Source organism: Hymenobacter agri (genome assembly GCF_054778495.1).
This window is the reverse complement of the sequence record NZ_BAAGZM010000058.1, coordinates 1-13,424: the sequence shown is the minus strand read 5'-3', so window position 1 is coordinate 13,424 and position 13,424 is coordinate 1. Positions and strand designations below refer to the sequence as shown.

Genomic DNA, 13,424 nt, shown 5'->3' with positions numbered 1-13,424 from the left:
CGGCCAGCAGCGCATCCACGGGCAGCGCGCCGGCCTGCTGCAGCTCGGCCGCCAGGTCGCGGAAGTTGGCCTTGATGAAGGTGAACTGCGGGCGGGCCAGCTTAGCGGCTTCGGCCTCAGCGTCGGCGTCCTGGTCGAAGCTGTAGAGGTGGCCGGTGGTAAGTCGCTCAAGAATGCGGGCCGAGTGGCCGCCTCCGCCGAAGGTTACGTCCACGTAGCGGCCGTCGGGCTGCAGGTCCATGGCGGCGAGGCACTGGGCCAGCATCACGGGGCGGTGGTAGGCCTGGTCGTTATCGTATTCGGTCATGCTCATGCGGCCAGGCCGGCGAGCGGCGGGGTTTCAACGGATAAAAACTTCTGTGCCAGCTTGCTGAAGCTCTGCTGGTCTTTGATAAGAAACTCGTCGTAGCGGGCCGGGTCCCAGATTTCGCAGCGGTTGCCCAGGCCCACGATGATGGCCTCTTTTTCGATACCCGCGTAACGCAACATGGTGCGCGGCAGCATAAAGCGGTTGATACTGTCGAGCTCTACCTCCGTCATGCCCCGGAAAAAGTTGCGCTGAAACTGCCGATACTCCTCATTGAACTCGTCGAGCGCCATCACCTTCTCGTGGATGACGCGCCAGGCCGCCCGCGGATACAGCACCAGGCAGGGCTCAAAGCCGCGCACCAGCACCAGCTGGTTGCCCGATTCGTCGGGCAGGTTGCCTTTCACCTTGGCCGGCAACACCAGCCGCCCCTTGGGGTCGAGCTTGCATTCGTATTCGCCGGAGAGCAGGTTCATGGGCACAATTTCGCCGGGTGAGCAAGCGGCGATAATAGCAAATGTACGGGAACCCCACGGAAAACCAACCACGATTTACCATTTCCTACCACAAATGCAAAACCCGCTTAAATGCGTTTAAATGCGGTTTTTGATGGCATGGACACGCGCAAACCTTTGTACGCAGTTCGGACGAGGAGCTGTTTGACAGAATGACAGGCGGGTTCACCTCCCCCGCACCCTTTCCGCGTGATAGAAGCCGGGGGTGAGGTGAACCCACCACGATGTTGCACCTGCCCGGACCAGATTCCGCACGCTGCGCTACCCGCTGCCCGCCGTACCTTTGTGGTAGTTATGCGTCCTCATTCCCGGTTCCGTCGCCTCGTCAGCCTGTTGCTGGCCGTGCTCGTGCTCATCACCTCGGTGGGCCTCACGGTGCAGCGCCTGACCTGCCGCATGAGCGGGACGAGCACCGTGGCCGTGTCGGTAGGTGGGCACACCAAGCTGCGCGGCTGCCTGGGTGAGTTGGCGCCTACCACCCCGCAAGCCAAGGATGGCTGCTGCGATTTCAGCAAGCAGGAACACAAGCTGAGCAGTCCGGCGCACGAGCTGGCCGCCAAAATTCTGGTGCCGGTGCCGACGCTGGTGGCCACGCTACCAGCCAATGGCTGGCCGGCTTCCGGCGCAGTAACCGCGTCGGCAGTAGCGGCCGGGCCGCGCTGGTTTGCGGCCGATGCCTCGCCCCCGCCCCTTGGTGGGCGGGCGTTGCTGACGTTTGTGTGCACCCTGGAAGTCTAGGTTTTTCTGAATCTTCTCGCTGCGTCAGCGGCCGAAGACCCTGCTGCGAAAACTTAACGCGGCAATTCATCAGAAATGCTTAACTTCCAGATTATATGAAACCTATCAGCGGAATCATTCCGCGTTTTCTGGCGCCTGCTTTGCTCGTGGCCCTGCTGCCCGCAGCCCGGGCAGTGGCGCAGTCGTCGGCCATTGCGCCGGTGCGCGGCGAAGTCACGGAAGCCGGCAAAGCCACTCCCCTACCCGGTGCGGTACTGCGCTGGCTCTACGATGCGCCCGACGCGGGCGCCCCCGTTATCACGGCTACTTCGGATGAGGGCGGGCGCTTCGTGCTGGTGCGGCCGGCGCGGGCGGCCTCGCGGCTGGTGGTGCAGGCCCTGGGCTATCGGCCCGATACGCTGGCCGTGCCGGTGAGTGGCGCACCTTACCTGCGGGTGGCCCTGCGCGCCGGGGCCGAGCTGGGCGAAGTAGTGGTGACGGACCGCGCTCCGGCCTACTCCTCCCTCACGCCGGCCAACGTGCAGATGATTTCGAGCCGCGACCTCACCAAGTCGGCCTGCTGCAACCTGGCCGAGAGCTTCGAAACCAATGCCTCGGTAGAAGTCACGACTTCGGATGCCGTGTCGGGCGCGAAGCAGATTCAGTTGCTCGGGCTCGATGGCAGCTACTCGCTGCTGACCGTGGACAACCAGCCGGCCCTGCGCGGCCTGGCCGCCCCCTACCGCCTAGGCTACCTGGCCGGGCCCTGGATTGAAAACATCGAAATCATCAAAGGCACGGGCTCGGTGGTGAACGGTTACGAGGCCTTGTCGGGGCAGGTGAACGTGAAGCTGAAGGAGCCGGAAAAGACGGACCAGCTGCTGTTCAACGCCTACGTCAACGACCTCGGCAAATTCGACGTGAACCTCAATACTTCGGCCCGCATCAGTCCGAAGTGGAGCACGGTGCTGCTGCTGCATACCGACCACCTCGGCAACCGCGTCGACCGCAACAAGGACGGCTTTCTGGATTTGCCGCTGGCTACGCAGTTCAACGCCTTCAATAAGTGGAAGTACATCTCGGGGCACGGCATTGTGAGCGAGGTAGGCGTGGGCGCGCTGCGCGAAACCCGCCAGGGCGGCCAGCTCGATTTCCGCGATACCGGCGCGGTCGCCTTCACCCAGAACTACGGCACCACGCAGGCCACCACCCGCTACACCGGCTACGCTAAAACCTCTTACACCTGGCCGTCGCGCCCCTTCCAGAGCCTGGGCCTGCTGCTCACGGGCACCGACCACGATTTCACCTCGCGCTACTCCTTCGGCTACCAGACGCTGCACACCGACCACAACCCGAGCGAGCCGAACTACTTCGTCACCAACCGCACCTCGCGGGCTTATGACGGCACCCAGCGTACCGGCCAGGCCACTCTGCTGTTTCAGAGCGCCTTGGGTAACACGGCGCACGTGTATCGTACCGGCCTGAGCTTTCTGTACGACAACTACGACGAGCGCCTGACCGCCGGCCGCAGCTACCTCACCGACACCCCGGCCGACGTGGAAGCCCGCGAGCACCGCACCCGCCGCGAGCTGGTGCCCGGCGCCTTCGCCGAGTACACCTATCAAAATAGCCGCAACCTGACCGTGGTAGCCGGCCTGCGCGCCGACCATCACAACCTCTACGGCTGGCAGTTCACGCCCCGCCTGAATGTGAAGTACGACGTGCTGAAGAATACGGTACTGCGCGCCGCCGCCGGCAGCGGCTTCCGCGTCGCCAACCCCATTGCCGACAACGCCGCCATGCTGGCCAGCGCCCGCGAGTTCGTCATCGGCCCCAACCTGCGGCCCGAAAAAGCGTGGAACGTAGGCGGCAGCGCCACCCAGTACTTCACGGCGCTGGGCCACCCGGCCACGTTCATCGTCGACTATTACCACACCGAATTCTCGAACCAGGTAGTGGCCGATATGTACACCGCGCCCAGTCTCATCTACATCAATAACCTGCAGCCCGGCGGCCGCTCCTTCGCCCGCAGCCTGCAAGCCGAGCTTCAGGTGGAGCCGCTGAAAGGCCTGCAAGTGAAGGGCGCATACAAATACTTGGACGTGCGCACCACCTACGACAACCAACTGTTGCCCAAGCCCCTCACCCCCGCGCACCGCGCCTTCCTGAACCTGGGCTACGCCAGCGCCTTCGATAAGTGGCGGGCCGATTTCACGGTGCAGTGGTTTGGCGAGCGGGCGTTGGCGCACATCAGCAGCGCACACGCCCACGGCGCGGCCCAGGACTACGCGCCCGAAACTGCGCCGCGCTACGCGCTTCTGAACACGCAACTTACCCGGGCTTTTAAGCGGCTGGAAGTGTACGTGGGCGTGGAGAACCTCACCAACTACCGCCAGCCTAATCCCATCGAAGGCGCGGCCAACCCGTTTGGGCCCACGTTCGATGCCGCGATGGTATGGGGACCGGTCTACGGCCGGCTGACCTATGCGGGCCTGCGCTTCCGCATTGAGTAATTCCTTGACAAGCTTCGGCTTATTGCAAAATCAATTTTTCCGGCAGCAATTTTGTTAAGCTGTCGTCACTCGCCTTCAACTCCTGATTATGAAATTCCTCCTCCCGCTTTCGCTCTCGCTACTCACCTTGTTCAGCCTCGCCCCTGCCGCCCAGGCCCAAACCGCGCCCGCTGCTGTGCAGGCCGCTACCAAAGGCACAGCCACCGCCCAATTCAAAACTTCGGCCGTGTGCGACATGTGCAAAGCCCGAATCGAAAAGAGCCTGGCCTATGAGAAGGGCGTGCAAAGCGCCGTACTCGACGTGCCTACCAAAGTGCTGACGGTAACCTACAAGGCCGACAAAACCACGCCCGCGGCCCTGCGTACCGCCGTGCAGAAAACCGGCTACGACGCCGACGAGCTCACCGCCGATGCCCGCGCCTACAACCGCCTGCCCGACTGCTGCAAGAAAACCAACGCCGTCCATTAGTCTAAACCGCAGATTTAACGGATTGAGCAGATTGCACAGATTCGACCAGTCGTTTCAACAAAGCAAAAAGGCCCGCTTCACAGCGGGCCTTTTCGTTTCTGGAGAACATTAAGCATCATACACAAACGCGCGAATCCGTGCAATCTGCTCAATCCATTAAATCTGCGGTTTGGATAGTTACGCCTTGGCCCGCCACAGCCGCCACCACGGCAAATACGGTTGGTCGTGGTGCTCATAGTGATATCCAAAGAAATAGCAGCTCACAAACGCCCACAGATGGTGCCGAAACTGGCTGCGCGACCGGTGCACGTTGTCGGGCGCGTGCTCGCCGCGGTGCGGCAGGTAGGTACCGAAGAAGAACAACTGCAAGGTTCCCAGAATAGCCGGTATCATCCAGAAGGCGATGACGTTGGCCTGCGGAAAGAATAGCTTGAGCACGTTATAAGTGGCGGCCATCAGCAGTATCTGCCACCAGGTCACGTAGTTCCAGGCGAAGCGCACGAACCAGGGCAGAAAGCCCGGGTGGCGGCCGTCGTGGAAATCGGGGTCGTCGTGGGTGCCAACGTGGCGGTGGTGAGCATGGTGCTTGGCCAGCATGCCCGGAAACCAGTTGAAGGCAAACAACCCGGCGGCCAGCGTGCCCAGCGTATTGTTCAAACGTTTATTCGGGCTCACCACGCCGTGCATGGCATCGTGCGCGGTAATGAACAGGCCGGTGTAGAGGTGGGTTTGCAGCAGCACCAGCAGGTAGGGTGCGGGCGAGTGCCAGTCGGGCTGGTAGCGCGCCAGCAGAAAGCCCAGCAGCGCAGCCCACAGCACCACTATCAGCCCGCCAATGGCTACGCCTGTGGTGCCAATGGGCGCGGGGGCTACCCTTGTCGCGGGGATGGCTGCCGTAGAATTCACGCCGAAACTATAAAGCCAGCAGCCGCTCGCGCACCTGTTCCATCAGCCACATGGGCGTACTGGTGGCCCCGCAGATGCCCACCGACTGCCCCGGCTGAAACCAGGTCGCATCGATTTCAGCCACGTTGGAGATGAAGTGCGTTTGCGGGTTGGTTTCCTTGCACACCTGGTACAGCACCTTGCCGTTGGAGCTTTTGGTGCCTGATACGAATACAATCTGGTCGTACTGCGCGGCGAAGCGGCGCAGGTCCTTGTCGCGGTTGCTCACCTGCCGGCAGATGGTGTCGTTGGCATTCACCTGGTAGCCGCGGGTTTCGAGCTGGTCCTTGATGTTGTAGAAGCTACTGGTGCTCTTGGTAGTCTGGCTGTAGAGCGTGATGTTTTCGGGCAGCTCGTGGCGCAACAGCTCGTCGAGGTTCTCGAATACTACCGCGTCGCCGCCGGTCTGGCCCAGCAGGCCCAGCACTTCGGCGTGGCCGTGCTTGCCGTAGATGAAAATCTTCTCCTTGCGGTCGTAGCTGGATTTGATGCGGTTTTGCAACTTCAATACCACCGGGCAGCTGGCGTCAATCAGGGTCAGATTGTTTTCCAAGGCCATCTGGTAGGTTGCCGGGGGCTCACCGTGGGCCCGAATGAGCACGGCTTCGTCGCGCAGCTCGGCTAGCCGCTCGTGGCAGATGATGCGCAGGCCGCGAGCTTCGAGGCGCTGCACTTCTTCGTCGTTGTGCACGATATCGCCCAGGCAATAGAGGTAACCTTGCTCATCGAGCAGGTCTTCGGCCATTTGAATGGCGTAAATCACGCCAAAGCAAAAGCCGGAGTTAGGGTCAATTCGGACGCTGAGCGACAGGTTCGGCATAGGACCTCGGTAACCGGCAACCCGGCTGCAAGGTTGCGGAAAATTGCCCGAGTGGCCGAAAATACATTACCCGCCGCTAATTCCGTTGCCATTAGGCGGCAATACCGGCAAAGCTTCAGCTTCGGACGCCCCCGAAAAACACATTTGCCGGGTGCGTCCAAAACCCGAGTATTGCCGTCGGCAGGCTATTCTTTCAGCTTATTCAGCTTCTGGGCGTCGCCTTCGCTCACGTGGCCACGGTCAACCAGAAAGCTGCGCATCGTGCGGAAAGCTTCCGCGTCGAGGCCCGATTTGGGGTGGCTGAGGGCGGCATTGAGCAACAGCTCTTTGTCCTCATCCACGTGCTTGCTCAGGCCGAGGAAGGGCGGCAGGTTGCTCTCCACCGAAAAGCGCAGGAAGCGGATTTCGGGGTTTTGCGGGTCGATGCTGACAGCTTTCTCGAAAGTTTTGGCGGCGTCCTGCACGTAGGTGAGCTTGTTGAACATCGAAGCGTCGCGGGCGCGAATGGCTTCGGAAGCGCCCTTGTAGGCCAGTACCAAGCCGTCGCGGTCGTTGTAGTCGGCCAGCAGCTTGTAGAATTTTTCACCAGCCGATTTGTCGGCGGCGGCCTGCTCGTAGTGGCGGCGCAGGTTGGCGGGGTGGTACGGGGAAGCAGACACGGAATGAAGCGATAATGGGAGAAGAAAGGGGCAAGCCGCCGCGAAATGGCCGCTGTTGTGGCACCATCCGGCGGCCGATGACGATGCGCTCAGCCCCAACATCGCCGCAAAGAATAAAACTCTGAGAGTTCGCATAGAGGCGCAAAATTAAGGCACGAGGCCAAAACGCAACCCGCCGTCAGCAAAAGCCGGGCCCAAAAGCCGCGCTAGATGCGCGCCAGCCGGTAGCGGAAGTACGAGCCCAGCAGCAGTAGCAGCTTGGTATTGTCGGGTACGCGCACGCGCTCGCCGAGGATGCGCGCGGCGGGCAGTTTCCGGATTTTGTAGAACAGCTTGAGGTAGTATACATACGCCAGGTACACGCCCAGCCTGGCCGAGCGCGGCAGCTGCTGAATGCCCACGTAGGCCGCCTCAAAATCGGCCTTGATGTCGGCCTCAATCTCGGCTTTGGTGGTGTCGTTGAAGCGCGAATACACCACGCCGGGAAAGTACACGCGGCCCCGGTCCTCGTAGTCGGAGCGGATATCGCGCAGGAAATTCACCTTCTGAAACGCCGCGCCCAACCGGCAGGCTGGCCCACGCAGCCGCTCAAACTGAGCATCGTCGCCGTCGCAGAAAATGCGCAGGCACATCAGTCCCACCACTTCGGCCGAGCCGTAGATGTACTCGTTGTACAGGTCGGGGTGGTAGCTCTGGTCTTCCAAATCGAGGGCCATGCTGTGCAGAAAGGCCTCAATAAACTCACGGTCAATCCCGTAGCGGCGCACCACGGCCTGAAACGCGTGCAGCACCGGATTGAAACTCAGCCCCATGTCCAGCGCCTCGTAGGTCTGGCGGCGGAAGTCGGCCAGCAGGGCGGCCTTATCGTGTTCGTGAAAGGTGTCCACGATTTCATCGGCCCAGCGCACGAAGCCATACACGGCATACACCGGCAGGTGCAGCCGTTCGTCGAGCGTGCGAATACCCAGCGTGAACGAAGTGCTGTAGCGCCCCGTGATGAGCTTGCTGCACGCTAGGCTGGTGTCGGTGAAGAGTTTAACGTGGTCCACGAAGGAGTGCTGAGTTTTGATTGTTGAGTTTTGAATGGGTTTGAGTGAAGAAAAGCCAGTAAGGTCTGACCGCCTCACTCATCATCTAGCATTTAACACTCAAACTCCTTTAAAACCTCGCCCGCTACTACCTGGCCCGAAATGAGCGAGGGCGGTACGCCCGGGCCGGGCACGGTGAGCTGGCCTGTGAAGTACAAATTTGCCACTTTTTTGCTCTTCAGCGTAGGCTTCAGGATGGCAGTCTGTTTCAGCGTATTGGCAAGGCCATAAGCGTTGCCCTTGAAGCTGTGGTAGTCGGCCATAAAGTCGCGGTGGGCGTAGCTACGCTTGAACACCACATGCTCGCGGATGGGGTGGCCGCAGTGCTTTTCGAGCCGGTCCATCAGCAGGTCGTAGTAGCGTTCGCGGGTGGCCTCGTCGTCGGGCAGGCCGGGGGCTACCGGGATGAGCAGGAACAGGTTTTCCTGGCCTGCGGGGGCTACGGTGGGGTCGGTTTTGCTGGGCACCGAGGCGTAGTAGAGCGGGCGCGTGGGCCACTGCGGCTGCTCGTAAATCTCGCGGGCGTGCTGGTTCAGGTCTTCGTCGAAGAACAGGTTGTGGTGGCGCAGCTTGTCGAGCTTGCGGTTCACGCCGAGGTAAAACAGCAAGCTCGACGGCGCCATTACGCGTGAATCCCAGTACTTTGCATCGTAGTGACGAAACTTCGGCTTCAACACTTCCTGCTCGATGTGGTGGTAGTCGGCCCCGGCTACCACCACATCGGCGGCGTGGAAGCCGCGGGCGGTGCGCACGCCGGTACTGCGGCCGTTCTCGACCTCAATCTCCGTCACTTCCTGGTTGTATTCAATTTTTACGCCCAGCTCCTCGGCCAGGCGCACCATGCCCCGCACAATCTGGTGCATCCCTCCTTTCGGGTACCAAGTGCCCAGCGCCAAGTCAGCGTAGTTCATCAGCGAGTACAGCGCGGGCGTATTTTCTGAAGTCGCGCCGAGGAAGAGAATGGGAAACTCCACTAGTTCCAGCAGGCGCGGGTCTTTGAAGAACTTGCGCACATGCTTGTGCATGCTTTGCAGCACGTCCATCCGCACCATATCCACCAGTAGCTTCGGGTCGGCAAACTCGAAAACCGAGCGGCTCGGTGCGTACACCAGCCGGTTGATGCCCACCTCATATTTGTAAGCGGCCTGCTTCAGAAACTCGTCGAGGCGGGCGGCGCTGCCGGGCTCGTAGTGCTCGAACAGGGCACGCAGTTCGCTCATCTTCGCCGGAATGTCCACGGCTTCCGGCCCGCGGAAAATCACCTGGTATGAGGGGTCGAGGCGCACCAGCTCGTAATAATCGGCTACCTTCTTGCCGAAGCGGGCGAAGTATTTCTCAAACACGTCGGGCATCCAGTACCAGCTCGGGCCCATGTCGAAGGTGAAGCCTTCGGCATGAAACACCCGCGCCCGGCCGCCGGGCCCTTCGTTTTTCTCCAGAATCGTAACTCGCCAGCCGGCCTGAGCCAGTGATGTAGCAGCGGCCAAGCCCGCAAAGCCGGCCCCGATAACGACGGCCTGCTTAGGTGCGCCCGCCGCCGGATGGGTGGCGGCGTGAATGGCCGCATTGACAGCGGTAGTAACGACGGTGGCGGCGGCGGTGGAAGCGGACAAAGGCAGCAGGAAACGAAGTAAATGAAAAAGCGAAGTACGCCAAAAAAGAAACCGCCGGCCCAGCGCCGCAAATGCAGCAGCAGGGCCGGCGGCCACCGCGCCAGAGGCGGCGGCGTTAGTCTTCCAGCGTATCGGCGGCGTCGCCGGTGGCCGAGGCCCCTACCGGCGCGTACACCTGCAGGGCGGCTTTGAGGTCTTTGCGGGCAATGTGAATGCGGTTTTTCACGGTGCCAATGGGGATTTGCAGCTTCTCGGCAATCTCCATGTACTTGTAGCCGATGTAGTACATCATGAACGGCGTGCGGTAGTCGGTGCCGAGGCTGGAAATGGCCTCGTTGATGTCGCGCACCACGAAATCAGACGTGGCACCGTTGTGGGTGATGTAGTTCTGGTCAGTATTAAAATATTGAAAATACTCCGTCGAATCAATGTTGGAGCTGCGTTTGGTAATCTTATTGTAATTGTTAATGAAGGTGTTGCGCATGATGGTATACAACCATGCCTTCAGGTTGGTGCCCGCCTTGAACTTGTCCTTGTTGAGCAGGGCCTTGAGGAGGGTTTCCTGCACTAAATCTTTGGCGTCGTCAGCGTCTCGCGTCAAGTTCATGGCGGCGGGCCGGAGCGTCAGCGAAATTTTCTGCACTTGCGAGGTGAATTCGAGCGAAGTCATGCTGTTTAGCTTTTCGTGACCGTTTGTTAAACAAATATACGAGCCGGCCGCCATTCCGACTACTAAGGGCTGAAAGTATTTTATTCGGCACGCCTACCTTTTCGCTGTAGCTACATCAATGTACGGCCAGGCTGGATTCTGAGCCGACCAAACTTGCGAAATTCCCGTGATGCTTTTGTGAAGTTTTTGCCTGCAGGTACGCGGCTCACGCCAAAAAGGATTGCAATCCGCTTCAGGCCGCCACTGTTTCGGGCTCCTGCTCGGCCACCAAGGCCAGAAAATCGGTCATCAAAACCGGCGAAACGCAGTTTTTGGGCAACTCCAGCCCCTCCTGCCGGGCCAGCTGTCCGTAGAGCACCACCAGCTTGTCGCCACAGCTGGCCGACACTTCGCGGGCAAATTCGGCCACCCGCCCCCGCTCGGGCTGTGAGGTGAGCACCGACACCACGGCATCGGGCTGGTAAGTTTCGCACACCGCGCGCAATTCCTCCACGGGCAGGTTCTGGCCCAGGTAGAGGGTGTGCTGGCCGCGGGCGCGCAGGGTGTAGTTCATGAACAGCAGGGCCAGTTCGTGCAGCTCATTGGCCGGCAAAAACAGCACCCAGCGCCGCGCCGAACTGGGCACGTTGGGCAGGGCATCGGTGGCGGCGAGCAGCTTCTGGCGCAGCAGGTGGGCCAGCAGGTGCTCCTGCGCCGGGTTCACGGTGCCGGCCAGCCACATCAGCCCAATGCGCTGTAGCAGCGGGTAGGCTACGAACAGCATCATCTTCTCAAAGCCCAGCTGTTCGGCGGCTTCGGTGAACAGGTAGTTGAGGCGCTGCTCATCGAAGCTGAGCATGGCGGCCAGCAGGGCATTCACCTGCTGGTGGTAGTCGTGGGCGTCGTTGCAGCAGGCCAGCACGGCGGCCTGAATCTCGGCATCGCTGAGGCGGGCCACCTGCGAAATGCGCTTGCCCCGGCTGCACAACGTGCTCACATTCAGTAGGCGACGCAGGTCATCGTTGCAGTACGTGCGAATGTTGGTGGCCGTGCGCACCGGGCGCAGCAGGCCGTAGCGCTGTTCCCACATCCGAATGGTGTGCGCCTTGATGCCCGAAAGCTGCTCTAAGTCGCTGATGGAGAAATGGCCCATTGCTTTGAATTAAAAATTATGAATTGAGAATTAAAAATTAGCAAAAGTCTTTGTTAGAACTCTGCTGCTCTGGGCTCGTTTTTAATTTTCTCTCTACTAATTTTTAATTGCTTTTTGCGCGCCAGCTCCAAGTATTTCGGCGACACCCACAGTAGGCCAAACTCGGCTGAGCCGTCGCGGCCGGTGGTTTTGTGGTGGGTTTTGTGGGCCATATTGAGGGCGCGCAGATACGTATTCTGCGACTTTTTCCAGAAGCGCAGACGGCCGTGAATCAGCACGTCGTGCACGAAGAAATACACCGTGCCGTAGCAGGCAATGCCCACGCCCACCCAAAACCACCAGCGCCCGCCATTGTCGCCGGTGATGAACAGCGCCGCCGAAATCGCCCCGTAAATCAGGAAGAACAGGTCGTTGCGCTCTACCGGGTGCGGGTGGCGCACGTGGTGCGAGCGGTGCAGGAACCACAGCGGCCCGTGCTGCACAAACTTGTGCATGAACCATGCCCAGAATTCCATGAACCCGAACGTGGCGAGGGTGATGCCGATAGCAGCCAGTGCATTCATGCCGAAGTAACCCGTGCGAAGAAAAAGTTGTTTGCCGGAAATGTAAAAACGCCGCTTCGAGCCTAATACGGCCCAAAGCGGCGTTCAAGTTACTACTTTTTAGACTGGCCTGTGGGCCGCACTACAGCCCAAGGCCGCTTACCACACCAGCTTTTCCTTGTTGAGGAAGGCGGCGATGCCACGGCGGCAGTCGTCGGAGCCGCGGGCCTCGGCGTTGCGCTGGGCAGCGTAGCGCAGGCCTTCTTCCAGGCCCATCTCGGGCAGGCGGGCCAGCATTTCTTTGGTGACTTCCATGCTCTGGCCCGAGTTTTCGCGGCACAGGCGCTGGGCGTAGGCGCGCACCTTGTCGGCCAACTCTTCCTTGGAAACGAGGAAGTTGACAAGGCCCATGTTGAGGGCCGTTTGGGCGGGCACCACATCGCCGCTCAGAAGCAGTTGCTTGGTACGGGCCTCGCCGATTTTGCGCACCAGAAACACGCTCACGATGGCCGGGATGAAGCCGATTTTCACTTCGGTGTAGCCAAACTTGGCTTCGGGCACGGCGAAGGTGAGGTCGCAGATGGCGGCCAGGCCGCAGCCGCCGGCCAGCGCGTGGCCCTGCACCTGCCCGATTACCAGCTTCTTAAGCGTGTAAATCTGGTGAAAAAGCTGCATGAGGTGCGTGCTGTCCTCCAGGTTATCGGTGTAGCCGAAGCCCTGCAGGTCCTGAATGTAGGCGAGGTCGGCCCCGGCGCAGAACACGTCGCCGGCGGCGCGCAGCACGATAACCTTGGCCGACTCGTCGTTCTCGGCGAACTCAAACGCCTGTTTCAGCTCGGTTACCACGTCGGCATTCAGGGCGTTGCGCTTGTCGGGGCGGTTGAGGGTGATGTAGCCGATGCGCTCCTCCACATCATACTGAATGTAGCGGAGGGCTTCGAGTTCGGGCGTAAGCAGGTTGTCCATGAGGGTCGGGGGAGCGGCGCGGCTGGATGGTTTAAGCAAGGATGCCGCCCGCGGCGAAATGGTGGCAGGCACTGCGGCAATTAACGCAAAAAACGGGCGGATGGTCTGCCCGGTTCGGCCAACGCCCCGGCCGGGCCGCCGAAACCAGCTGACAACCCGTCCGTTGGCCGCGCAAGCTCTACTCGAAAGATACCAGCCGCCCGTTGCCCGCCACGGCCTATCTCAGCGCCGGGCCAGCGGCGGCGCGCAGATGAACGCGCCCTGCGCGGTCACGTCCCAGGTGCGGAAACCGGCGGCGCGCAGCAGCGAATCCTGCCGGGCCACGTACCAGATTTTGCAGCTCGAATCGAACACCACCCGCGCCTGCGGGCCGAATACGGCGGCCACGGTTGCGGGCTTGATGCGGGCGTTGCGGCGCAGCACCAGCACATCGACGGGCGTAGGCTGCGTGGCCGACGCGACACGGTT

At 61.0% G+C, this 13,424-nt stretch carries 15 protein-coding genes; 3 read left to right on the top strand and 12 right to left on the bottom strand.

Annotated elements, in window-relative coordinates; all coding sequences use genetic code 11:
- Together mraW and mraZ are read right to left on the bottom strand one after the other, a co-directional pair.
- On the bottom strand, window positions 1-313 hold a 313-nt coding region (gene mraW, locus ACYVDE_RS05415; RefSeq protein ID WP_460500450.1), incomplete at its 3' end, for a 16S rRNA (cytosine(1402)-N(4))-methyltransferase.
- A complete protein-coding gene (gene mraZ, locus ACYVDE_RS05410) occupies window positions 310-783 on the bottom strand; it encodes a division/cell wall cluster transcriptional repressor MraZ (RefSeq protein ID WP_460500449.1) in 474 nt (157 codons plus the stop codon). The genes mraZ and mraW, both read right to left, overlap by 4 nt.
- Before the next feature lie 333 nt (window positions 784-1,116).
- Here mraZ and ACYVDE_RS05405 point away from each other — a divergent pair, with 333 nt between their 5' ends.
- The 3 genes from ACYVDE_RS05405 (at window position 1,117) to ACYVDE_RS05395 (ending at window position 4,521) form a co-directional block, all read left to right on the top strand.
- On the top strand, window positions 1,117-1,560 hold the full coding sequence (locus tag ACYVDE_RS05405) for a hypothetical protein (protein ID WP_460500448.1): 444 nt from the start codon (window positions 1,117-1,119) through the stop codon (window positions 1,558-1,560).
- Window positions 1,561-1,706: 146 nt separating this feature from the next.
- Entirely contained in the window at window positions 1,707-4,052 is a 2,346-nt protein-coding gene (locus ACYVDE_RS05400) for a TonB-dependent receptor (RefSeq protein ID WP_460500446.1), read from the top strand.
- Window positions 4,053-4,140: 88 nt separating this feature from the next.
- Window positions 4,141-4,521 carry a heavy-metal-associated domain-containing protein gene (locus ACYVDE_RS05395; RefSeq protein ID WP_460500444.1) on the top strand — a complete coding sequence of 127 codons (381 nt, stop codon included), beginning with the start codon at window positions 4,141-4,143 and terminating at the stop codon, window positions 4,519-4,521.
- Window positions 4,522-4,698: 177 nt separating this feature from the next.
- Here ACYVDE_RS05395 and ACYVDE_RS05390 read toward each other — a convergent pair whose 3' ends face one another.
- The 10 genes from ACYVDE_RS05390 to ACYVDE_RS05345 all read right to left on the bottom strand — a co-directional run.
- Complete coding sequence (locus ACYVDE_RS05390) at window positions 4,699-5,427, bottom strand: fatty acid desaturase family protein (protein ID WP_460500443.1); 729 nt, start codon at window positions 5,425-5,427, stop codon at window positions 4,699-4,701.
- Between the two features lie 7 nt (window positions 5,428-5,434).
- Window positions 5,435-6,286, bottom strand: coding sequence for a 4-hydroxy-3-methylbut-2-enyl diphosphate reductase (locus tag ACYVDE_RS05385; protein WP_460500442.1), 852 nt, complete (start codon window positions 6,284-6,286; stop codon window positions 5,435-5,437).
- Window positions 6,287-6,471: 185 nt separating this feature from the next.
- On the bottom strand, window positions 6,472-6,945 hold the full coding sequence (locus ACYVDE_RS05380; protein WP_460500441.1) for a hypothetical protein: 474 nt from the start codon (window positions 6,943-6,945) through the stop codon (window positions 6,472-6,474).
- A gap of 206 nt (window positions 6,946-7,151) precedes the next feature.
- The gene (locus tag ACYVDE_RS05375) at window positions 7,152-7,994 is read right to left on the bottom strand and encodes a phytoene/squalene synthase family protein (protein ID WP_460500440.1); all 843 of its coding nucleotides are present in this window, start codon (window positions 7,992-7,994) and stop codon (window positions 7,152-7,154) included.
- A gap of 92 nt (window positions 7,995-8,086) precedes the next feature.
- A complete protein-coding gene (locus ACYVDE_RS05370) occupies window positions 8,087-9,592 on the bottom strand; it encodes a phytoene desaturase family protein (RefSeq protein ID WP_460500451.1) in 1,506 nt (501 codons plus the stop codon).
- Window positions 9,593-9,761: 169 nt separating this feature from the next.
- Window positions 9,762-10,316: a sigma-70 family RNA polymerase sigma factor gene (locus ACYVDE_RS05365; protein WP_460500439.1), complete on the bottom strand. Its 555-nt coding sequence runs from the start codon at window positions 10,314-10,316 to the stop codon at window positions 9,762-9,764.
- Between the two features lie 232 nt (window positions 10,317-10,548).
- Window positions 10,549-11,448 carry a MerR family transcriptional regulator gene (locus ACYVDE_RS05360; RefSeq protein WP_460500438.1) on the bottom strand — a complete coding sequence of 300 codons (900 nt, stop codon included), beginning with the start codon at window positions 11,446-11,448 and terminating at the stop codon, window positions 10,549-10,551.
- A 53-nt stretch (window positions 11,449-11,501) separates the two neighbouring features.
- Entirely contained in the window at window positions 11,502-12,011 is a 510-nt protein-coding gene (locus ACYVDE_RS05355) for a sterol desaturase family protein (RefSeq protein WP_460500437.1), read from the bottom strand.
- A gap of 138 nt (window positions 12,012-12,149) precedes the next feature.
- Window positions 12,150-12,956 carry an enoyl-CoA hydratase/isomerase family protein gene (locus ACYVDE_RS05350; RefSeq protein WP_460500436.1) on the bottom strand — a complete coding sequence of 269 codons (807 nt, stop codon included), beginning with the start codon at window positions 12,954-12,956 and terminating at the stop codon, window positions 12,150-12,152.
- Window positions 12,957-13,178: 222 nt separating this feature from the next.
- On the bottom strand, window positions 13,179-13,424 hold a 246-nt coding region (locus ACYVDE_RS05345), incomplete at its 5' end, for a hypothetical protein (protein WP_460500435.1).

Coding starts and splice junctions, on each gene's coding strand:
- mraZ (WP_460500449.1), bottom strand. CDS start 783: ATGAACCTGCTCTCCGGCGAATACGAATGCAAGCTCGACCCCAAGGGG.
- ACYVDE_RS05405 (WP_460500448.1), top strand. CDS start 1,117: ATGCGTCCTCATTCCCGGTTCCGTCGCCTCGTCAGCCTGTTGCTGGCC.
- ACYVDE_RS05395 (WP_460500444.1), top strand. CDS start 4,141: ATGAAATTCCTCCTCCCGCTTTCGCTCTCGCTACTCACCTTGTTCAGC.
- ACYVDE_RS05385 (WP_460500442.1), bottom strand. CDS start 6,286: ATGCCGAACCTGTCGCTCAGCGTCCGAATTGACCCTAACTCCGGCTTT.
- ACYVDE_RS05365 (WP_460500439.1), bottom strand. CDS start 10,316: ATGACTTCGCTCGAATTCACCTCGCAAGTGCAGAAAATTTCGCTGACG.
- ACYVDE_RS05360 (WP_460500438.1), bottom strand. CDS start 11,448: ATGGGCCATTTCTCCATCAGCGACTTAGAGCAGCTTTCGGGCATCAAG.
- ACYVDE_RS05355 (WP_460500437.1), bottom strand. CDS start 12,011: ATGAATGCACTGGCTGCTATCGGCATCACCCTCGCCACGTTCGGGTTC.
- ACYVDE_RS05350 (WP_460500436.1), bottom strand. CDS start 12,956: ATGGACAACCTGCTTACGCCCGAACTCGAAGCCCTCCGCTACATTCAG.